General features: G+C 42.8%; 19 protein-coding genes and 1 pseudogene. 11 read left to right on the forward strand and 9 right to left on the reverse strand.

Annotation, left to right across the window (positions count from 1 at the left end):
• The first annotated feature begins 197 nt into the window (after positions 1–197).
• From rplM to scpB, 6 genes are all read left to right on the forward strand, one after another.
• Positions 198–626: a 50S ribosomal protein L13 gene (rplM, locus tag JMW39_RS12280; RefSeq protein ID WP_201546950.1), complete on the forward strand. Its 429-nt coding sequence runs from the start codon at positions 198–200 to the stop codon at positions 624–626.
• Between the two features lie 10 nt (positions 627–636).
• Positions 637–1,023 (forward strand): 30S ribosomal protein S9, encoded by a 387-nt coding sequence (gene rpsI, locus JMW39_RS12285; RefSeq protein WP_201546960.1) that lies wholly within the window; start codon positions 637–639, stop codon positions 1,021–1,023.
• A 316-nt stretch (positions 1,024–1,339) separates the two neighbouring features.
• The gene (locus tag JMW39_RS12290; protein ID WP_201546962.1) at positions 1,340–2,449 is read left to right on the forward strand and encodes a lipid A biosynthesis acyltransferase; all 1,110 of its coding nucleotides are present in this window, start codon (positions 1,340–1,342) and stop codon (positions 2,447–2,449) included.
• Positions 2,450–2,602: 153 nt separating this feature from the next.
• Positions 2,603–3,682 carry a tryptophan--tRNA ligase gene (gene trpS / locus JMW39_RS12295; protein WP_201546964.1) on the forward strand — a complete coding sequence of 360 codons (1,080 nt, stop codon included), beginning with the start codon at positions 2,603–2,605 and terminating at the stop codon, positions 3,680–3,682.
• 180 nt (positions 3,683–3,862) lie between these two features.
• Complete coding sequence (locus JMW39_RS12300) at positions 3,863–4,672, forward strand: segregation and condensation protein A (protein ID WP_201546993.1); 810 nt, start codon at positions 3,863–3,865, stop codon at positions 4,670–4,672.
• Between the two features lie 39 nt (positions 4,673–4,711).
• Entirely contained in the window at positions 4,712–5,257 is a 546-nt protein-coding gene (scpB, locus tag JMW39_RS12305; RefSeq protein ID WP_201546973.1) for an SMC-Scp complex subunit ScpB, read from the forward strand.
• A 144-nt stretch (positions 5,258–5,401) separates the two neighbouring features.
• On the opposite strand, the gene lolA is transcribed toward scpB, so the two are convergent.
• The 3 genes from lolA to rplU form a co-directional block, all read right to left on the reverse strand.
• Positions 5,402–6,100 carry an outer membrane lipoprotein chaperone LolA gene (gene lolA, locus JMW39_RS12310; RefSeq protein WP_201546995.1) on the reverse strand — a complete coding sequence of 233 codons (699 nt, stop codon included), beginning with the start codon at positions 6,098–6,100 and terminating at the stop codon, positions 5,402–5,404.
• Between the two features lie 359 nt (positions 6,101–6,459).
• On the reverse strand, positions 6,460–6,717 hold the full coding sequence (gene rpmA, locus JMW39_RS12315; RefSeq protein WP_010199200.1) for a 50S ribosomal protein L27: 258 nt from the start codon (positions 6,715–6,717) through the stop codon (positions 6,460–6,462).
• Between the two features lie 91 nt (positions 6,718–6,808).
• Positions 6,809–7,120: a 50S ribosomal protein L21 gene (gene rplU / locus JMW39_RS12320; protein WP_010199185.1), complete on the reverse strand. Its 312-nt coding sequence runs from the start codon at positions 7,118–7,120 to the stop codon at positions 6,809–6,811.
• 718 nt (positions 7,121–7,838) lie between these two features.
• On the opposite strand from rplU, the gene JMW39_RS12325 reads away from it, so the two are divergent.
• From JMW39_RS12325 to hemB, 5 genes are all read left to right on the forward strand, one after another.
• A complete protein-coding gene (locus JMW39_RS12325) occupies positions 7,839–8,819 on the forward strand; it encodes a polyprenyl synthetase family protein (RefSeq protein ID WP_201546997.1) in 981 nt (326 codons plus the stop codon).
• 692 nt (positions 8,820–9,511) lie between these two features.
• Positions 9,512–10,903 carry an efflux RND transporter periplasmic adaptor subunit gene (locus JMW39_RS12330; protein WP_201546975.1) on the forward strand — a complete coding sequence of 464 codons (1,392 nt, stop codon included), beginning with the start codon at positions 9,512–9,514 and terminating at the stop codon, positions 10,901–10,903.
• A 35-nt stretch (positions 10,904–10,938) separates the two neighbouring features.
• On the forward strand, positions 10,939–14,187 hold the full coding sequence (locus JMW39_RS12335) for an efflux RND transporter permease subunit (RefSeq protein ID WP_201546977.1): 3,249 nt from the start codon (positions 10,939–10,941) through the stop codon (positions 14,185–14,187).
• Positions 14,184–15,998: an efflux transporter outer membrane subunit gene (locus JMW39_RS12340; RefSeq protein ID WP_201546979.1), complete on the forward strand. Its 1,815-nt coding sequence runs from the start codon at positions 14,184–14,186 to the stop codon at positions 15,996–15,998. Before JMW39_RS12335 ends, JMW39_RS12340 begins: the two co-directional genes overlap by 4 nt.
• A 277-nt stretch (positions 15,999–16,275) precedes the next feature.
• A complete protein-coding gene (hemB, locus tag JMW39_RS12345; protein ID WP_201546980.1) occupies positions 16,276–17,283 on the forward strand; it encodes a porphobilinogen synthase in 1,008 nt (335 codons plus the stop codon).
• A gap of 97 nt (positions 17,284–17,380) precedes the next feature.
• Here the strand turns inward: hemB and JMW39_RS12350 are convergent, their stop codons facing one another.
• The 6 genes and pseudogenes from JMW39_RS12350 to JMW39_RS12375 form a co-directional block, all read right to left on the reverse strand.
• Complete coding sequence (locus JMW39_RS12350; protein WP_201546981.1) at positions 17,381–18,358, reverse strand: glutathione S-transferase family protein; 978 nt, start codon at positions 18,356–18,358, stop codon at positions 17,381–17,383.
• A 317-nt stretch (positions 18,359–18,675) separates the two neighbouring features.
• Positions 18,676–19,935: an MgtC/SapB family protein gene (locus JMW39_RS12355; protein ID WP_201546999.1), complete on the reverse strand. Its 1,260-nt coding sequence runs from the start codon at positions 19,933–19,935 to the stop codon at positions 18,676–18,678.
• Positions 19,936–20,064: 129 nt separating this feature from the next.
• A pseudogene (locus tag JMW39_RS12360) lies at positions 20,065–20,179 on the reverse strand (IS5/IS1182 family transposase); the annotation flags it as partial.
• 343 nt (positions 20,180–20,522) lie between these two features.
• On the reverse strand, positions 20,523–21,269 hold the full coding sequence (locus tag JMW39_RS12365) for an SDR family NAD(P)-dependent oxidoreductase (protein ID WP_201546982.1): 747 nt from the start codon (positions 21,267–21,269) through the stop codon (positions 20,523–20,525).
• A 423-nt stretch (positions 21,270–21,692) separates the two neighbouring features.
• Positions 21,693–21,917 (reverse strand): hypothetical protein, encoded by a 225-nt coding sequence (locus JMW39_RS12370; RefSeq protein ID WP_201547001.1) that lies wholly within the window; start codon positions 21,915–21,917, stop codon positions 21,693–21,695.
• Between the two features lie 84 nt (positions 21,918–22,001).
• Entirely contained in the window at positions 22,002–22,298 is a 297-nt protein-coding gene (locus JMW39_RS12375) for an FAD-dependent oxidoreductase (RefSeq protein ID WP_201547003.1), read from the reverse strand.
• Positions 22,299–22,599: the final 301 nt, after the last annotated feature.

The following is a 22,599-nucleotide window of genomic DNA, read 5'->3' on the forward strand; positions in this document are numbered from 1 at the left end:
AAAGCCATTAACAAATTTTACCAATGTTTAAAACCGCTAAAAAACTGGCCAACGCTGCAGTTTAATGTATATAAGGCGAAAATAAACCCCAATGCAGCTTGCAAGCGTAGGCGCTACTGCTTATAATGTGCAGTCTGTTTTTTGAGAGCCCCGTTCCCAGCTAAACTCTCAACGAATTCTAATTTTAAGGTTTTATCATGAAAACACTTAGTGCAAAACCAGCTGAAGTGACCCATGACTGGTATGTCGTAGATGCTGACGGCAAAACCCTTGGTCGCTTAGCTACTCAAATCGCTAGTCGCTTACGTGGCAAGCATAAGACTAACTATACTCCACACGTAGATACTGGTGATTTTATCGTTGTTATCAACGCAGAGAAAATCGCGGTAACGGGTAAAAAAGCACAAGATAAAAAATACTATCGTCACAGTGGTTACCCAGGCGGTATTAAAGAAACCAACTTCACCAAGCTGATTGCACATAAGCCTGAAGATGTTCTACACAAAGCGGTTAAGGGTATGCTTCCAAAAGGTCCTCTTGGCTACGCGATGATCAAAAAGCTGAAACTATATGCGGGTACCGAACATCCACATGAAGCTCAGCAACCTAAAGAACTAGACATCTAAGGATATACTTATGGAACGCAATTACGGAACTGGTCGTCGCAAAACTTCTACCGCTCGTGTCTTTTTAGCGAAGGGTACTGGTGCTATCGTTGTTAACGGCAAACCACTTGATGAGTATTTCAGCCGCGAAACGTCGCGCATGGTTGTTCGTCAGCCTTTAGAATTACTTGACTCACCTACTGCTTATGACCTTTACATCACTGTAAAAGGTGGCGGTATTAGTGGTCAAGCTGGCGCAATCCGTCACGGCATCACGCGTGCATTGATTGAGCTTGACGAAACCAACAAACCTGCCCTAAAAGCAGCTGGCTTTGTTACTCGTGACTCACGTCAAGTTGAACGTAAGAAATTGGGTTTACGTAAAGCACGTAAACGTCCACAATTCTCGAAACGTTAATCAAAGCTATCTCTCTGACTTTTACTGTTGTCGTCTTTTTCTCAGAGTCGCTATAGCAGTATTAAGGAAAGTGATAGGTTTGCAAAACCTTATAAGCTGGTCACAGCTTGTAAGGTTTTTTTATGGCTGTTTTTTAGCTGTGATTTTTAATCATAGCTTTCAACGATAGTTTTTAGTAATAACTTTTAACAATAGCTTTTTAGAGAAGACCTCTAACGACGATTCTTATTGGTGCCAGTTTTTGTGCATAAATCACCTTGCAAAGCCGCTCTTACTACCCCATCATAATCATAACTTTTATTACCTTGTCCTCATTATGAAAGCCCCTGAACAATACGACCCTAGTAAGTCAGAAAAAACCGATATGCCAGCACCGACTGTAGGCGAGCATAGTAATAAACATAGCAAAATGGCTAAGTCACCTGCTATCCCTGTCGGCACGCCAACGATTACGCAAACGCATAAGCAAACGGCACAAGCGGAGAAAAAACCTTTTCAATGGCAGTTTTTATTACCTCAATATTGGGGTATCTGGCTGTTATTAGCGATAATTCTACCGATGATATATCTGCCATTACGTTGGCAGTTTTGGCTAGGTCGTAAGCTGGGTATTTCAGTATATAAAATAGCAGGCTCACGTCGGCGTGATACGTTGATTAATCTAAGATTGGCTTTCCCAGAGAAACCTGAAGCCGAGCGTGAGCTCATGGCAAAGCAAGTTTTTGTTAATCAAGGTATCGGGGTGTTTGAAACCTTATGCGCTTGGTATCGACCAAACATATTTACCCGTACGGTGTCTATCTCAGGCTTACAGCACTTAGTGAATGCCCAAAACGAAGGTCGTCCTGTGATTTTGCTCGGGGCACATTATACGATGCTCGATCTAGGCGGTATGCTCTGCACGCAGTTTTTCCCTATGGATGGCATGTATCGACCACAGAATAATGCCATGCTCGATTGGTTTATCTATAATGGCCGCACCAATCTCTTAAGTAAACAAATAGCCAGTAGGGATATGCGTAGCTTTGTTGATTCGATTAAAGCAGGCCACGTGATTTGGTACTCACCTGACCAAGATTACGGGTTGAAACAAGGCGTCATGGCACCGTTTTTTGGCGTACCGGCAGCCACAATTACCGCTTCTCGGCGTATGGCGAAATTAGGCGACAAGCAGCATCCACCCGCACTCATGGCACTGCATACCTATCGGCAAACGCCTGACAACCTGCCACGCGGCAAACGTCCGCATTACCATTTGACCATTACGCCAGAGTTAGAGAACTATCCAAGTAATGATGAAGTTGCTGATGCTATTCGCGTTAATGAAGTGCTAGAAGGATTAATTCGTATTGATCCGACTCAGTGGATGTGGTTCCATCGCCGCTTTAAAAACGGCCCTGATGGTCGTACTGATATTTACAAGTAGGCGTTTATACTTAAACAAAGCGGTAGAGAAATTTGCTATAATTTGCGCCATTGATTTGATTCGTTGACTTCAATATCACTCTTTTACTTAAGTAAAAACACTAAAAAAACAGCAATCTAATTAATTAAAAATTAAACCAATTACGGATTTTCAATGAGCAATCAAACTGACGCAGCTGTAGACGCCCCTAAGAAAGAAAGCAAACGTATCCTAACTGGCATCAAACCGACAGGCATTCCGCATTTAGGTAATTACGTTGGTGCCATTCGCCCAGCGATTCAGTCTATCCAAGATAGTGATGATGAGGCATTTTTCTTTTTGGCTGATTATCATGGCATTATCGGTTGTTACGACCCTGCCGTCATTCATGAGTCGACCAAAATCATTGCCGCAACGTGGATTGCCTGTGGTCTTGATCCTGAACGTGTGACTTTTTATCGTCAGTCCGATGTGCCAGAGATTCCAGAACTTGCTTGGATTTTAAATTGCTCATGTGCCAAAGGTCTGATGAACCGCGCGCACGCTTATAAGGCGGCGGTCGATATTAATACCGAAAAAACAGATGTCGATCCCGATCAAGGTATTAACATGGGTTTATTTGGCTATCCTGTGCTTATGGCTGCCGATATCTTGATGTTTAATGCGACTCATGTACCCGTCGGTCGTGACCAAGTACAGCATATTGAGATGGCGCGTGATATCGCTGGTACTTTTAACCATCGTTATAAACCTCTCTTTACGCTACCATCAGCGGTTGTTGATGAAGATATCCCGCTACTGACAGGACTTGATGGTCGTAAAATGAGTAAGAGCTATAGCAATACCATTCCTCTATTCGGTGACCCTAATCCACAAGTCAGTCCTGAAAAGCAGATGCATAAAGCCATCATGAAGATTGTGACCAACTCGCAGTTGCCGGCTGAGCCAAAAGACCCTGATGACTCTGCACTCTTTGAGATTTATAAAGCCTTTGCAACGCCCGCAGAGATTGCTGATATGCGTACCCAGTATGCATCAGGTATTGGCTGGGGTGATGCCAAGCAAGCATTGTTTGATAAAATAAATAGCGAAATTGCGCCATTCCGCGCACGTTACGAAGAGCTGATGGCCAATCCAAAAGAGCTAGAAGAAATCTTACAACTGGGCGCAGAAAAAGCCCGTCGTCATAGCCGTAAGCAGCTTGATAAGACGCGCCGTGCTATTGGTATCCGTCCACTTGCTAAACTTAAATAAGCCTTTGACTGCTTTAACTTATCGTAATCAGAGCGGATGCTAAGCGTGCAGACTGAGCTAAAAAATCAACCAGCGGCTTTAGTAAAAGCCGCTTCTCTTGTAAGCGCGTATCAAAACTCTGAGTTTATAGATAGTAAGAGCGAACATGATGGCCAACACGACCATTTAGTTGTTAATGACATGTCACTGCGTATTTATCAGACGCCAGTGCAGCATCTACCAGAAGATTTATACGTTCCGCCGCAAGCGTTTGCCATTTGGTTAGAGCAATTTGCCGGGCCATTAGATTTTTTATTGTATTTGGTCAAAAAAAACAACGTCGATCTGACCCAAATGCCGATACTACCGATTACGGAACAGTATTTGGCTTATATCAGTGAATTGGATACCGATCATTTTGAATTGGCTGGTGACTATTTGCTGATGGCGTCAACCTTGATTGCCATTAAAACCGAGCTACTACTACCAAAGCCCGAAACACCGAGCGATGAGCGTGATCCAAAGGCTGAGCTGATTGAGCGCCTTGAAGAATATGCGCAAATCAAAGTTGCCAGTCAGCGCTTGGACAACCTGGTACGTCTTGAGCGCGATGTGTTTTTAGCGATGGTCAGTATGCCCAGTCAAGACGTTATGAATGCGGAATTACCCAATTACTCGCCAAACCTTTTGATTGATAGCTTATTTAAAATGCAGCTACAGACCGACTATCAGATGCATACTATCAAAGTTGATGCCGTACCTCTTGCTGACCGTATTGCCAGTATTAGCAGGCAGCTAAGCACGGCTGGCGCGCACTCGTTTTATGAGCTACTGGATAAAACTCAAGGTAAGATTGGCGTTGTGGTTAGCTTTGTCGCAGTGTTAGAGCTGATGAAACGGCAGTTGGTAGGTGTCATAAATACTGATTTAAAAGGTCACGATACTGCTGCTGGCGATGAGTTTGCAGGAAACAGCCAGATAGGACAATTAACGTTACAGTGGCTGGCTTAATGCTTAGTGCTTAATGGTTTTTAAGAGAGAATATGTGTAATGACAAACACGCAGCAGCGACATTTAGAAGAAATGAGCAAACATATCGAGGTGCTCCTGCACGCTTCAGAAGCACCACTCACAGCCAGTATTTTAAAGAAGCATTTGTCATTAAATACTAAAGAGCTTGCGCAAGCATTAGCGCTATTACAACAACGTTTAGATGCTGGTGTGCTTAGCTTACATGAGACGGTCAGTGGTTATCGGCTACAAATCGCGGATAGCTATAGCCCGTTAATTCAGCGAATCTTTCCACAGCGTCAAGAACGCCTCAGCCAAGCATTGCTTGAAACGTTGAGTGTCATCGCCTATAAGCAACCAGTGACACGCGGTGACATTGAGCACGTGCGCGGTGTGACGCTGTCGAGTAACATATTGCGCCAACTGTTTGATAAAGGCTGGATTGAAGAGAAAGGTTATAAAGAAACCTTGGGTCGCCCTGCACTGCTACATACCACAGCGCAATTTTTAGATGCCTTTGGATTAACCAATCTAGATGAGTTGCCCGCACTGCCAGATATGGAAGCCATCAAAGCAATCTCTTAGAGATGTTAGAATTAGACTTGCATATTTTTTCGGCAATAAAAAAGGACACACCATTTTGGTCTGTCCTTTTTTGTACGCCCAATCAATGAAGCTTTTAATCGAACTTTACCGATTGGCTTCTATCAATAAGCTCTAAATGATTGCTTATTGATTAATGATATCAACACCCTTTGGTGGCGTAAATTTAAACTGACTGCTATTGATGCTTGGGTTCATTTTAATACCACTGAATTTAATGGTCGTGGTTTGTCCTAGCGTATCATTCAATACCATTATCACAGGCTTACCACCGCTAAAGCTCATCGATAAGCTCTTAAAGCTGGCGCTATCTGATTTTGGATATAACACGTAGTAATTTTTATTGTCATAAGGTTGGGTAATTTTAAAGTTTTTATCAATTTTGCTTGGATCACCTGATAATAATAACGCTGGCGTATTGCCTACTTGGCTATCGACATTTTGCTTGGTCGCTTGCTCCAAATCTTTATCATAAACCCACATCGAGCTACCATTTGCGACAATCAGCTGCTCTGACGGCGACTTGGTTTCCCAGCGGAAATTATTTGGGCGCTGGACGCTCATTGTACCTGTGAAGGTACCACTATTTGCGCCTTTGGTGGTTTGGCTAAAGTTAGCGGTCATGCTTTTGGTGTTTACCAATAGCTTGTTTAAGCGTTTAGCAGCGGTCAAGTTGTCAGCAGGAGCAGCGGTTGCCGATTGCGTTAAAGCCATCATCGGTGCAGCAACACCAAGTGAAGTCATCAGTACGCCCGTTAAAGCACCGCTCATGACTTTCTGTTTTAAGCTCGTTTTGTTAGTCATTTTGTTGGTTAATAAAGTCATCATAAATCCTCTTTTAAATGCAAAATAGCATAAAAATAAAACGTTTTATTTAAAATTCTTATTTTTTCAATAAGTGCTTATCTCACGCTGCTCAGTTTACAATCAATAAACTGACGTGATTAAACAATGCAGACAGTGTGCCAGTTTTTTTATTACGCGCCTAGTCATGATTTGCAATCATTACTACCGCTGCCATACACGCTTGTAACCATTGGCGTTAGATAGTATTCACTACTATTTACTCTCTACTTCATGTATGAATTAGCACCATAAAAAAGCCCTTACTACCAAACGGTAATAAGGGCTTTTTTAGTCATCGGGTTATTTTAATCTTCGATTAAAATAACCCAGATGGGCAATTATGCGCTTTCAACCATAACATAACGACGGTTGAATTTACCTTTGGTCGCAAACTTTACCACACCATCATTTAGTGCAAATAAAGTATGGTCACGACCCATGCCAACGCCTTCGCCTGCATGGAATTCTGTACCACGTTGACGAACGATGATGTTACCAGCGACGATGGCTTGACCGCCAAATATTTTTACGCCCAGCATTTTTGGGTTTGAATCACGACCGTTACGGCTTGAACCGGCAGCTTTTTTATGTGCCATGAGAAAATCTCCTTGTTAATGTGACTTATCGCTAATGCGATAACTCTTAAGCATTTAGTGCGCTATTTAGCAGTAATTGCTAAGTGGATAATTAGGCATTAATAGCTTTGATTTTTAACAAGGTATACCATTGGCGGTGACCTTGCTCTTTGTGATAATGCTTACGACGGTTGTGCTTGACGATACGGATTTTTTCGCCGCGACCATGCTCAACCACTTCAACTTCAACGCTAGCGCCTTCAACAATAGGCTGACCGATTTTGACAGTTTCGCCGTCAACAATCATCAATACGTCTTCGAATTTAATCGTTGCGCCTGTTTCTGCTTTTAGTAGTTCAACTTTAAGCAATTCATCGACGACTACACGGTGCTGTTTACCACCAGTTTTGATTACTGCGTACATTGTATGACTCCGTTTAACCCGTGTGCCGTGGCTGATATCATACCAACGCTTTTACGACGAACACGACAGGGAAAAATTAAAGGCAAGATTTTACGGCTTTTTGCTCATAAAAGCAAGTCGCATCTCTTGTTTTGAAGGTGGTAATATCAATAATATTGGCTCAAATGTTTATCTATAATTACTTACATAAAGTGATGTGACTGACTAACAAGGGTATGAACCATCGATGTTAAGACCAACAGATTTATTTAAGTATAATACATTGAACCATCATTGGTTAAAATCCAACAGCAGCCATTATAGCTTATATAATCAGTTACTTACAGTTTTTTGTTAATATAGCCTTTATTGACAATAATTATTAATAAAATATTGCTAACGTTAACCATGGATTAATATAATCTAATCAGTTGTATTTTATTTATTATAGGACGAAACAAGCAATACGCCACTAGATTGCAAGGCTTATCTTAATTTTTGCTATACTTAAATCAACAATGGACCCAGATAGCTATGCTATTATGCGTCAAACGATAGCTTCACTATTATTTGCTATAGGCCATATTTGCTATAGGCACTATTACCTACAGACACTATTATAAATAGGCAGCTATCCAAACCCATTTTATTTTCCTTGGTATGACGACTCATTATGACCAGTAACTCTTTATCTAACGCCGCTGTAGTATCAACCACACCATTAACGACTCTAGCAAGCATGCCAAGCTATGCCGACATCCAAAGCATCGTTGCTGATGATTTTGATATCATGGACAAGCAAGTCTTTGGCAGTTTAAATTCTAAAGTTAAGCTGGTCATGAGTGTCTCACAGCATGTGATTAATGCGGGTGGCAAACGTATGCGCCCGCTGATTACCTTATTATGTGCGCGAATGTTTAATGATGAACCATCACAGCAAGCGATGCATCTGGCGGCTATTACTGAGATGCTGCACACCGCAACTTTAGTACATGATGATGTGATTGACGAGTCAGGTCAGCGCCGTGGTAAGCCAACTGCCAACGCCACTTGGGATAATGCCACTGCAGTACTGGTCGGTGATTACCTGATTGCTCGCGCATTTAATCTATTGGTTGGTTTTCAGAGCTTGCCATTATTGCAAGTGTTCTCAGATGGCACTTGTGATATCGCTGAGGGCGAAGTGTTGCAGCTACAGCACCAGCACAATCCTGAAGCTACGGAACAAGACTACTTAAATATCATCGATGGAAAAACGTCACGCCTGTTTATGATGGCGACTCAAGGTGCTGCGATTTTGCAAGACAAAACTGAGCATCTGCAGGCGTTGGCTGATTTTGGTCAACATTTTGGTAATGCTTTCCAAATCGTTGATGATGTGCTCGATTATAGTGGCGATAGTGAGCTGATGGGCAAGAATCTCGGTGATGATTTGGCGGAAGGCAAACCAACACTGCCAACCATCAAGGCGCTTGAGTTATTAAAAGATAGCGACAAGGCAGGCTATGAGCAATTACGTATTGCTGTGCAAACTGGTAAAACACCAAATGCTGAGCAGCTTATCAAGCTAGTACGACATTCAGGCTCGCTTGAATACTGTAAGCAGCGCGCTTTGGAAGAGACTAAGCTTGCACAGCAAGCGCTGATCAGCTTACCTGACAACCGCTACCGTCAAGGACTGTATGAATTGACGGAGCTTGCCAGCGCTCGTTTAGTATAAATCTTGTTAGAATAGACACTATTTATTGTTAACAGCTTATTATTGTTAAAAGTTTAATTTCATTCTTGACAGTTTAATTATCAGCTTTTAGCAAAAAAATACTTTGTCATTAAATTTTAAGTTAAGTTTTACTTTATAATAACAATTAATAGAAAATCAGAATATTATGGCTGCGACATCAGCAGCCTTCTGGTTATTGATAACATCTTCGATTTAATATGACTCTTTTCTCCCCAAAATTTTAGCGTTCGCATTTAAGTATTGCTAAAACACAGTTTTTCTGTGCATGCCATTTTCTACTGTATTTTTATATGGTTTTCTTGCTACTATCTTTAAATCTATTTCAAAAAAACAAAATTTAACAATATTTTGGCTCAGCATTCATTACGAATCTTACAGTGTATTTTTAACGTTACGCTTGTATTATCAAGGGTTGTTAGACAGTTATTGAGCCGAAATACAATTATGAGGGGCAAAAACGCTTTTTTGCACCTTGACTGTGGGGTATACCCTATAGTTTATAATCATCCATTACTTTAAATCTGCCTATCCGATTATTACGCGTTTAGCGAGTAATATATTGGCAACGGTAAATGCATATTATTTTTTATATCCACCACGTTAAGATTTACTCCTAAACTTTTTATACTGTAATTATTTATTATATGATATTTATATTGCCGAGGACATTGATGAAGCACTCTACTCTTGCGCTTGTAATAGCATCTGTACTATCTGGAGCTGTACTGGTTGGCTGTGACAAAAAAGAGGACGCAGCTGGCGCAGCGGCACAGCAGCAGATGCCTCCTGCCGTCGTCAACGTTCAGACTGTCACCCTTGAGAACGTACCACAAGTACAGACTTTTTCTGGACGTACAACGGCTTATCAAACCGCAGACGTTCGCCCACAGGTAAATGGCATTATTGATGAGGTGTTATTCCGTGAGGGTAGCAACGTCAAAAAAGACCAACCTTTATATCGCATTAATACCGATAACTATGCGACGTCTATCACCAGTGGACAGGCAGCTATTCAACAAGCTGAAGCCAACTATCAGACAGCAGTAGCGAATAATGCCAATGCCAAAGCTGAGTTAGTCAGTCGCCAAGCGTCGTTATCACAAGCGCAAAGTGATTTGCAACGTTTGCAAGGTTTGATTGAAATTGATGCTATCTCAAAGCAGCAATATGACCAAGCAGTTACTCAAGTTCGTACGGCTCAAGCGGCGGTCGAAAGTTCGCGTGCGGCTATCGGACAAACTGAAGCCGGTATTGAAAGCGCCAGAGCAGGTATCCAAACGGCGAAGGCAGGCTTACAAGCAAGTACGTTGGATTTAAATCGTACCATCGTACGCGCGCCTATCTCAGGTCGTACGGATCGCTCTAGCGTAACTGCAGGTACATTGGTCAGCGCCGGTCAACCGGATCCGCTAGTGACTATCTCACGCCTAGACCCTATCTATGTCGATATCAGTCAATCTTCCTCTGAGCTACTAAAGCTGCGCCAACAAATCTCTGCAGGTAAAGCACAGGCAGGTATGAGCTCAGTTGAATTGGTGTTAGAGGATGGCTCAACTTATCCAGTACGCGGTGAGCTTGCGCTATCTGAAGCAAAAGTTGATGAATCAACCGGTGCCGTCACCTTACGTGCGGTATTCCCCAATAATAGCAATATCTTATTACCAGGTATGTATGTCAGCACCCGCTTAACCCAAAGCGTGATTACCAATGCGGCACTCGTCCCACAAAGCGCGGTGATGCGCTCTACCAAGAGTGAAACGCAAGTTTATATCGTTGATGCAAATAACAAAATCCAAGTTCGTCCGGTTACTATTAATGGCACGTATAAAGGACAGTGGGTAGTCACTGACGGTCTTCAAGCTGGCGACAAAGTAGTTGTTATCGGCGGTGCAAAAGTGAAGCCTGAGCAAGAGGTGGTCGCTAAACCATTACCAGATGCCAATGCTGCACCCGCTAAGCCAGGTGCAGCTAATGCCCAAACGCCGCAGCAAGCTGCAAAGAATATGGATAAGTCTACCGATGGTAAAACTGCCAACAAACCGGCACAACCAGCCGCCAAATAATTCCATTCAAAGCTAGGAAGACTTAGGGATTTACTATGTCACGTTTTTTTATTGATCGCCCTATTTTTGCATGGGTGATGGCTATTTTAGTCATGCTTATCGGGATAATATCGGTCATCAACCTACCGATTGAGCAGTATCCAGCAATCGCGCCGCCAACCGTCACGGTCAGTGCCAGCTATCCTGGTGCTAACGCTGAAACTGTTGAAAACTCAGTCGTACAGATTATTGAGCAGCGCATGAAAGGGCTTGATGGCTTGATGTATATGAAGTCGTCAAGTGCCTCAAACGGTAGCGCCTCTGTACAGCTGTTCTTTGAGAACGGTACCGATTCTGATACCGCGCAGGTTCAGGTACAAAATAAATTGCAAGCTGCCATGAGCTCATTACCCGAGCAAGTACAGCGTCAAGGCGTCAACGTTAATAAAGCCTCTGAAGGCTTTTTAGCCGTATTTGGTTTTGTGTCCGAAGATGGCAGTATGGATCCAGCTGATATCGGTGACTATATCAACTCTAATGTTGTCGATCAGCTCAGCCGTGTCGAAGGGGTTGGTCAAGTCCAAGCATTCGGTGCCTCGTACGCCATGCGTATTTGGCTCGATCCTGAACGTTTACGTGCCTATAGTTTAGTGCCATCCGACGTGGTTAATGCTGTGCGAGAGCAAAACGCTCAAGTATCTGCCGGTCAATTAGGTCAAGCACCTGCTGAGGTCGATGAACAAGTTATTAATGCAACGGTCACCGTACAAAGCTATCTAAAGACACCTGACGAATTTAAAAATATTCTACTAAAAACCGACAGCTCAGGGGCGCAAGTGCGCTTAGGGGATGTTGCAAAGGTAGAAATTGGTAGTGAAAACTATAGTACCATTGCCTTATTTAATGGCCAACAGGCAGCTGGCCTTGCCGTTTCACTGGCAAGTGGTGCTAACGCGCTTGAAACTCGCGAATTGGTTGGTGACCGCGTCGCCGAGCTAGAAGCCAATTTCCCTATCGGTCTGAAATCAGTCATTCCTTATGACACGACCCCGTTTGTGCGCTTGTCTATTGAGCAGGTCGTCAAAACCTTAATCGAAGCGATTATATTAGTATTTATCGTCATGTTCGTCTTTTTGCAGAACTGGCGCGCGACTATCATTCCAACCCTTGCTGTACCTGTGGTACTACTGGGTACTTTTGCAGTCCTGTATATCGCAGGATTTAGTATCAACGTCCTAACCATGTTTGCGATGGTACTATCCATTGGTCTATTGGTCGATGATGCGATTGTGGTGGTAGAGAACGTCGAGCGGCTATTGGAAGAAGATCAAAATATATCCATCAAAGACGCTACCATCCAATCAATGGGTGAGATTAGTAAAATCGTTGTTGGTATCGCACTTATCTTATCAGCAGTATTCGTACCGATGGCATTCTTTGGTGGCTCAACTGGGGTAATCTATCGCCAGTTCGCCATTACCTTGATTACCAGTATGGTGCTGTCGGCGCTAGTCGCGCTTATCTTTACCCCCGCCCTATGCGTGACCTTACTAAAACGTAGTAAAAGTCATGAAAAAGGCAATTCTGAGAATCAAAAAGGCTTCTTTGGTTGGTTTAACCGCTCTTTCACAAAAGCCAGCCGCTCTTATGAAAAATCCGTCGGCAAAAGCTTCCGCCTTAAGTGGGTATATCTCATTATTTATGCTGTCATCATCGGTATTATGGCAGTGGTATTCTTACGTATCCCCGGCTCGTTCTTACCAGAAGAAGATCAGGGTATTATGTTTACCGCCGTACAGCTACCCGCTGGTTCGACACTGAATGAAACGCAAGCGGTGCTAGATAAAGTGAGCGCTTATTATAGTGGCCAGGAACCTGATAATGTGGCTTCAGCATTTACCATCGCAGGCTTTAGTTTTGTAGGACAAGGACAAAACGTCGGTATCGCCTTCGTAAAATTAAGCGACTGGGCAGATCGTAAGGGTGAAGAGAATACAGCACGGGCAGTCTCTGATCGTGCACAGGGTTATTTCTTTACCCAGATTAATGAAGCGACTGTCTTTAATATCATCCCACCAGCAATTAGTGGGCTTGGTAACTCTAGTGGTTTTGACTTGATGCTACAGGATTCTGGTAACGTCGGGCACGAAGGTCTGTTAGAGGCACGCAACATGCTACTTGGCATGGCCGCTCAAAACGACAAAGTCGCAGGTGTGCGTCCAAACGGACAAGAAGATGCGCCGCAGCTTAAAGTTGATATTAACCAAGAACAAGCCGCTGCTTATGGTTTGTCTATGGCAAATATCAATAGCGTGATCTCAACGGCATGGGGTTCAAGTTATATCAACGACTTCATCGACCGTGGTCGTGTCAAACGTGTGTTTGTACAAGGTGAGCCTAGTAGCCGTACCAATCCTGATGATATCGGTAAATGGTATGTTCGTAACAATTCGGGCGATATGATTTCATTTGATGCTTTCTCTAGTAGTAAGTGGGAAACCGGTTCACCGGGTCTCACACGCTATAACAGTTTGGCCTCAATGAATATCCAAGGTAGCGCCGCTCCTGGTCTCAGTACTGGCGAGGCGATGGAAGCCATGGAAGCTATGGTTGAACAGTTACCAGACGGTATCAGTTATGAATGGACAGGCTTGTCATTAGAAGAGCAAAAGTCAGGTGCACAAGCGCCGATGCTGTATGCTATCTCAATCTTAGTCGTATTCTTATGTCTTGCCGCCTTATATGAGAGTTGGTCAATTCCATTCTCAGTGTTGCTGGTAATTCCACTTGGTGTATTGGGAGCAGTGCTGTTTACTTGGTTTCGAGGTTTATCGAATGATATTTACTTGCAAGTTGGTCTACTCACGGTGGTCGGCTTGTCAGCCAAAAACGCCATCTTGATTATCGAGTTTGCAAGGGACCATCAAGAAGAAGGCTATACCCTAAAAGAAGCTGTTATGACCGCCGCGCGTCAGCGTTTGCGTCCTATCATTATGACCTCACTTGCCTTTGGTCTCGGTGTTGTGCCATTATTCATCGCCACAGGTGCTGGTTCTGGTAGCCAAAACGCCATCGGTACCAGTGTGGTTGGTGGTGTTGTGACTGCGACATTATTAGGTATCTTCTTTATTCCGATGTTCTATATTTGGGTACGTAGTATGTTCCCGCACAAATACGAGAACAATAAGCCCAACGATAGAGATAATGGCAACGACGGTTTGCCTGACCCGCAAGGCCCTATGCCTTCTGACCCAACGCCTTCTGAGAGTTATCAGCCTGCAAGCTTTGGAGATAATACACAATGAGTGCCCAAAAAACTTTTACAACCAACTCAGCGGCGGTAGCAAATATTGCTACCACTGCGCAACCAGCGCTAGCAATACTGCGCAAAAATAGTGGTCGTCTAATCGGCTTAACCGCTTTAGCATTAAGCATGGCTGCTTGTAATACTATTCCTAAAGCTGATATGCGTCCTGTGCTTGCAGAGCCAAACGTGCCTATCGAGCAAGCCTATGGCGCGTTCGATAAGGAAACCGTGAGTAGCGCCAATCAGCCAAGTATCGCCGGTCAACGCTGGCAGAACTTTTATAGCGACGAACGCCTGAAAGGTCTGATTGCTTTAGGGTTAGAGAACAACAAAGACTTTGAAAGTGCGCGTTTAGCCATTGAAAAGGCACGCGCCCAATATCAAATCACCGACCTTAACGATCTACCTAGAATTGATGGTCAGGCAGGATATTCTCGCAGACGCACATCAGGTCCGACAGGTTCAAATACTGGAGATGCTTATAGCGTCAACTTAGGACTAGCTAACTATGAATTAGACTTTTGGGGTAAAATTGCTAGCTTAAAAGATCAAGCATTGCAGAATTTTTTAGCCACTACTGCGGCGAAAGATTCAACCCAAATCAGCCTGATTAGTAATATCGCCCAAAGTTATGCCAATTTAAGCTACAGTTTAGCGCAGTTAAAACTGGCAGAAGCGACAGTTGAAAGTCGTGAGAAATCACTATTTATTGCTGATAAACGCTTTGAAGCTGGCATTGATCCTAAGCTGCCGTCTCTGCAAGCCAGTGCCTCATTAGAAAATGCCAAACTTGCTGTCCTACGGGCGCAAAGCAGTATTTTAAAAGCGCGTAATGCCTTGCAGTTTTTGGTTGGTGGACCTATTCCGACCAACCTTATTCCGACGCCTGCGGTCAGCAATATCACCAACCAAAAGATATTTAACGCTGGCTTACCAAGTGAGCTTTTACGCTATCGCCCAGACGTACTACAAGCGGAGTATAATTTAAAAGCCGCTGGTGCCAATATCGAAGTGGCCCGCGCCTCTTACTTCCCATCTATCAGCCTAGCCAGTAGTGTGGGTGTTAGTAGCGGCAGTTTAGATGACTTATTTAAAAGTGGTTCGGTTGGCTGGTCATTTGGCCCAAGTATTAGCGTGCCTATCTTTGACGCTGGTCGCTTGGATGCCAATTACGATGTGGCTAAAATCGAGCGTGAACAAACGCTTGCAGGCTACGAGAAATCTATTCAAACGGCATTCCGCGAAGTATCCGACGTATTGGCTACACGCGCAACATTGGGCGATCAGCTTGAAGCTCAGTACCGTCTGCAAGATAACTTTGAGCAAACGTATCAGATTGCCGATGCACGCTTTAAAGCTGGTATTGCAAACTATCTAGACGTGCTTGATGCACAACGCTCATTGTTCTCAACGCAGCAAGGTATCTTAGACTTAGAGCTACAAAAAATTGTCAGCCAAGTTGAGCTTTACCAAGTGCTAGGTGGCGGTGCTAATCTTGATGTACCGACGGCGATTCCTGTACCAAGTAAAAACTTAGTACAGTTGGTCAATCTGCCTGCCAATAGCAATAAAGCAAAAGCGGTCGATGCCATCGATGCAGCTAGCTCAGCGCGGGTTGCTTCTGTGCAAGAAGCGCAAGCGATTAAGCGCGCGCAACCAACACAAACAGCGACCTTTAATCCAACCGCAGTCGTCGATGTCAATAATGATGGCAAGACAGATGCTGCGGTAGGCGTGGTCACTGAAAAGACTACTTTTAATGAGACCAGTGTTGAGCAAGTACCGGTTACGCAGATTGTTGAGCCTTAAGCAGTCCTAGATGTTGTGATGTTGTGCGGTAACTTTCCTCACATAGACAGTCGATAACGACAATCAGCCCTACCGACTTGGTAGGGCTTTTTGCTTTCGATAGTGACTATTGGTTATAGTGGCTATTCGTTATAGTAGTGCTGGGTATAGTAGAACATTATATTAACGACACTTTTATCATTTTCGCTGTGCCAATTTTATAAAAACCTATGCTTTAAAACAGCTGATTCCATAAAGCTGATGAATAACAATACTTAAAATCAAATAAGGAAAAATCATGACTTATACTTTTAACCGCCAATTTCCTGAAACACGCTTACGTCGCTTACGTTATAACGATAACGTCCGTGCGATGATTCGCGAAGTGGAGTTGCATCCTAAACACTTTATTGCCCCTGTATTTGTTATAGAAGGCAAAAATAAGCGTGAAGCAATCGCTAGTATGCCCGGTGTTGAGCGCCTATCGATTGATTTGTTGATCAATTACGCCAAAGAATTATTAGCAGAGGGTGTCACTACGATCGACATCTTCCCTGTTATTAATAATTCATTAAAAACGCCTGATGGCAAATCGGCTTATGATGAAAATGGCCTTAGCGCACGCGCCGTCAAAGCGGTCAAAGATGCCGTGCCAGAAATGGTAGTGATGACCGATGTGGCGCTAGATCCTTATACCTCACATGGTCAAGATGGTCTGCTCGATGATAGCGGCTATGTGATGAATGATGAAACCGTCGAAGTCTTGGTAAAGCAAGCGCTCGTCCACGCCCGCGCTGGCGCTGATATCATCTCGCCAAGTGATATGATGGATGGCCGCATCAAAGCCATGCGTGACGCCTTTGAAGCCGAAGGCTTTGTCAATACCGCTATCATGGCCTACTCTGCCAAATACGCCTCTGCTTATTATGGTCCGTTCCGTGATGCCGTTGGCAGTGCCGGTAATTTAAAAGGCGGTCATAAAAAGCAATACCAGATGGACTTTGGTAATCGCGCCGAAGCGCTGCATGAAGTTGCTATGGATATCAACGAGGGCGCAGATATGGTGATGATTAAACCCGGTCAGCCGTATTTAGACCTTATACGCGAAGTCAAAAATACCTTTGGCGTACCAACTTTTGCGTATCAAGTGTCTGGTGAATATGCGATGCATATGGCTGCCATTCAAAATGGCTGGCTAACCGATGCAGTAATTTTGGAGTCCTTGATAGGTTTCCGCCGTGCGGGCGCTGATGGGATTTTGACTTATTTTGCTTTAGAAGCGGCTCGTCAATTGAATAATGCCTAATATACATTAAATTATTTTGTAATAAAAAAAACCGCGCTAGCTAATACATAAGCTGGCGCGGTTTTTTATTAGCAGTATTTAAAAAGTTTAATAAAATCTATAAATGCGCACGGTCATGCGGCTCATTAAAGTCAAGAACGGGACCGACAGGGATAATACGCGTAGGATTGATATTGGCATGGCTGGTGTAATAGTGCGCCTTAATATGCTCAATACTTACCGTCTCAGCAATACCGGGCACCTGATATAAATCACGTAGGTAACCCCAAAGGTTGGGGTAATCAACAATGCGGCGAATATTACATTTAAAATGCCCAACATATACGGCATCAAAGCGTACCAGCGTGGTAAATAAACGCCAGTCTGCCTCAGTAATCGTATCACCGAGCAAATAACGTTGGTCAGCCAAACGTGCCTCTAACGTGTCGAGCGCATCAAATAGCACTACTACTGCTTCTTTATAGGCAGCTTCGGTCGTGGCAAACCCTGCTTTATAAACTCCGTTATTAATTGCTGAATAAACAAACTCATTGACCTTATCGATTTCTGCTAGCAACTCTGCTGGTAAAAAATTAACGGCTGTTGCCCCTACTTCATCAAAGGCTGAATTTAACATACGAATAATTTCAGAGGATTCATTACTGACGATGGTATTGGTTTTTTTATCCAATAATATTGGTACCGTGACACGTCCGGTATAATCAGGCTTAGCAGCTACGTAAACCTCATATAAATAATCCGCATTGACAATCGGATCGGCAATCACGCCAGCACCTTCTGCAAACGTCCAACCTTTATCGCCCATAAATGGATGCACTACAGACAGCGAAATCATGTCCTCCAAACCTTTTAATTTGCGATAAATCGTAGTGCGATGTGCCCACGGGCATGCAAGCGACACATATAAATGATAGCGATTGGCTTCAGCTTTAAAGCCACCCACGCCTGTTGGGCCTGCACTGCCGTCGACTGTCACCCAATTCCTAAAACCGGCGTCTTCGCGCTCGAAACGTCCGCCGCTCACCTCGGTGTCATACCATTTATCCTGCCATTGACCATCGACCAATAAGCCCATATCTTGCTCCGTTTTGTTTTAGTTTTAAATATATTTTATTAAAATGACTACTATTAAAAATTACTGCTATCAAACAAGCAGTATTAAACGATTGTCAAAATCATAATGATTAAGTTTAGAGATTTATAATAACATTTCTATGTTGCCTAGCCATTAAGCTTTGTTTGTTTCTCAAATACTCTATAGTTTAAATAATAATCTTAATCTATTAGGTGAAGCTGCCTGACTCAAGTAAATCAAACTCCGATATAGTCGGGGCAGTTCACCCTGTATCAGCATGAAAAATTTCCATTACACCAATAAATGAGAGAAATGTTTTAATTATTCGTCATGGTATATATCAAGACAATTAAAACAGTCATGTGAATCATTTGGGTTGGAACAAAAGCAAGTGCGTATTGAAAACCACCCGTAATTACCGCATTAATTGATTTAGAAATTGCGTGTGTCGCTAAACCTAATAATAAGGCGAGCAATAAAATAGGGTTAGTTGGGCTCCCTTGCATGACTACGGCAGCCATTGCTGCATGCACCTCAAACATAGAACTAAGTACGGTCCCTGCAATAAGACCTGCGTCACCCAGCCATAAACTTAAACCATAAACAAGTACTTGAATAATAGTAAGTGAAACTACAATGATACCTGCCTCTTTTAAACTAAACATGGGTGTATCAGCTAACTTAGCTTTCTCTTCAGATTGAGTGTTTCTCATCAACCATATTCCAGGAATAATTAACATTATAATGGCAATAATAGATGGGAATAATAAAATTTTAAGCCAACTAAAACTTACACCTGCAACAATAATAAGAAGTTGTACCACTGTTGCGACACAGGATATAAGGGCAGCTCCAGCATTTTCTTTTGCATCTGCACGACCATGACGAACTTCTATTCCAAGGCTTGCAATCGTGGCTGTACTGGACACAAATCCTGATGCTAAAGCAGATAAAAACATGGCGTGGCGTGATGGTAGAAGCCTCTTCGCCATATGTGCTAGTGCTTGAATGGCTAAAATCAATGTCAATAATTTTAAAATAATATAAGGATTTAGTACTGAACCCCAAAAAGCCCTATCGGGGGTTAAAGGAAGTGCAATTAAAAGTAAAGCCAGTAAAAAGATACCATCTTTGAATTCACGCTCAGTAATCCATTTAACCGCTACTCCATGCATTGAATGCTTTGTCACTAGAAGGAAGGTAAGGACGACTGTAAGTGCCGCTGCATAAGGAATATGCCATAAACATAATCCGCCTATAAAATAGGTGAGTATAAAAGCAAGTTCAGTTGTTACACCTGGATCTTCAATTTGTTTATTAGTAGAGATGATACTGATACCACCTACTATCAATGCCCCTATGAGTCCCATAAACAAGCCGAAAGAAAAGCAAATTGCCCCTAATAGAGAGCAAATTGCAAAAGATCTAATACCTGCAAAGCTGTGTTGATTTTCACGTTGTTTGCTACGCTCTCTTTCTAGACCAATGAGTAGTCCACAACCTAGTGCTGCAGTAGATGCAGTAATTAAGTTTTGGACAGGTTCAATCGTAAATGCATTCTCTATTATGAAATTCATCCCACTCTCTATGATACCTGCTGTCAAATCCGTACAGTTAAACTTGGGAGATTTTGATTACGCAGTATGACGATAAAAATTAAACCACACCTGTCTTGGCGATCTATAGCCCAAACTCTTGTGAATCCTATGCTGATGCGCTTTAATATGAGTCTCATCTATCTATAAACACCCACTCACAGTATGAGTCTTTGATTAACAAAGTAGACAGCGCAATGAGCTTGTTGCTGCGAAACCAGCGCTGGTTTTTTGTCAGCAGTTTATCATCAATTTTCAACACGCCCTACTATTACTGACCGATAGCATTAAGTATTAAAAAATTTGGTGGTGATCTAAAACATATGCTAGCGCTTGATAGTACCGCATCTTTTTTTCAGGTTAAAAGCATCTTGGTTAGACTGAGACGAGAACTTCAGCATATCAAATTCTTAACTCCTGTTGAGCTTGAACACGCTATCATAACCAGTGAGCAAGCCTCAAAAGAGTCAGTTTTTTATTTATTAAAGAGTGATGCCACGCCCTAGATTACAAAAAAAAGGACAAACGACTGCTTGATAATCGTTTGTCCAATATTAGTTATACAACTTTTATCTTAATTTAATATCACCACCATCTGCCATCAGCGTTTGACCAGTCATATATTGACTATCCTCACTTAAAAGAAACGCCACTACTGGTGCGATATCTGTTTTGGGATCGCCAAAACGATTCATGGGATTCTTTTTAGCGATTTCTTCGTACTGGTCAGGATGGGCTTCCTTCCAGTTTGCAACACCTTCGGTTAATGCCAATGGACAAACAATATTGACACGAATACCCTCTTTCGCCCATTCGTTTGCCGCCACTCGTGACAACCCTCGAATCGCTTCTTTAGCAGCAGCATAACTGCCTTGGTTTTCTTGACCATTAAGCGCGGCACCAGAGCCAAAATTAACGATAGCACCTTTTGTTGTTTTAAGTTCTGGATAGGCGGCTTTCATAAAGTTCAAAGTTCCTTTTAAGCCGGTATCCATAGATAAAGACCAATCCTCTTCGGTAAGCTCCATTAAAGGCTTTTGTCTGGAGGCGTGTGCATTATTTACCACACCCGTAAGTTTTCCAAACTTTGAAACAGCCATCTTTACCGCTTCTTCAGCAACTGAGGGTTTGGAGATGTCGCCCTTAAGAAATGCAATATGATCAGGATTACTGTCAACTTTCTGCTGACCGGCAGCATCATCAAGATCTACCGCTATAACAGATGCGCCTCTTTGGGTTAGGACAGTGGTTATTGCACCACCAATTCCTGCCGCCCCACCAGTGACAATAATGACATGATCTTTTAAATTTTTCATAGTAATCCTTTCTTATTTAATTATAAATTTTTATTGAATTTAAACCAAAGCACCAAACGCTTGCTCTTATAGTAGGCTCAATTTACTACACAATTAAAAGTTGAAGGAACTTAAAGCAAGTTGCTGATAAGCCTAATAGCCATAGTAAATTTAGCTTTAATAATTCCTTGGTCTAATAGCTTCCGCTCTTATATCTTTCCACTAAAGTACATTCACGTAGCGTTAAATAATTCACCACTCCTAGAACAATAGTAGCGATAATATCGATGATGACTAGAGCTGAAACTAAAGAGACTTCGAGCTTACCTACCACCTTTAGTCTACCGCGTTGAAAGCCTTATCTTAGTGAGTATTTGTTTGAGTGATATTGTTTGAGGTTATGGAGAGTATCGCTATTATTGCTATAGAAAAGTGAATAAACAGTTATTCTTTAACTTCTTTATTCTCTACACGTAAATCTTTACAGATGCGTTGGGCCGCCATACCCAAGGCTTCTGTGAACGTCGGAAATGCCAATTCTAAATTAGCTATTTCGTTAATCTTCATTTTAGCCGCCAGACAAGTGGCTGCAACCTGAATCACCTCGGCACAGTATGAGCCGAGGACATGCGCGCCCAGTAGCTCTTGCGTCTCTTTATCGATGATAATTTTTCAGAATCCGTCGGTTCGCGCATCCATAACGGCGCGCGGTAGCGCAGTGTAATCTATAATCTCAACAATGCAGTCATGACCTTATTGCGCTTGAGCTTGGGTCATACCTACGGAGGCATATTCCGGCTCGGTAAAGCTTCCGGTGGTAATCGCTCCTGGGGCGTATTTTTCTGCTGTATCAGAGATGGCATTTTGTGCGGCAACTCGGGCCTGATGAGCCGCGCTTTGGACAAACATACTGATACCGTTTGCATCTCCTGCAACGTATACACCTTCTGCATTGGTTTGCAAATAGTCATCGACTTCGATATAGGGGCCGTCTACTTTAATATCAGTGGCCTCAAGATTGAGTCCATCATCCTTTTTTACTAAAAAAATTCTTTATACTGTCTTAGCTTATTAAATACGAATAAGTTTTCATCACGTTTCTACTTGCTTTATTATCGAGTTATAAATGAATCAACTCACTTTAAAGCGACACTACTCGATAAACCACTAACTTTTACCCCATTAGTACGAGCTCTATTCACAGCTGTTAGTAAAACATAGTTCCGGAGTTTTTCAAGGTAGTTGTCACCATCAAGCTAAATTAAGCGGCTTGTAATCTTTGCTGTTGTTGCTCTTTTACAGGATTTAGCGTTGTTGGCCCTACAGGCTCGCAGTTCCTCACCTCCTGAGT

This window comes from Psychrobacter immobilis, assembly GCF_904846175.1.
In the GTDB taxonomy this organism is placed as follows: domain Bacteria; phylum Pseudomonadota; class Gammaproteobacteria; order Pseudomonadales; family Moraxellaceae; genus Psychrobacter; species Psychrobacter immobilis_E.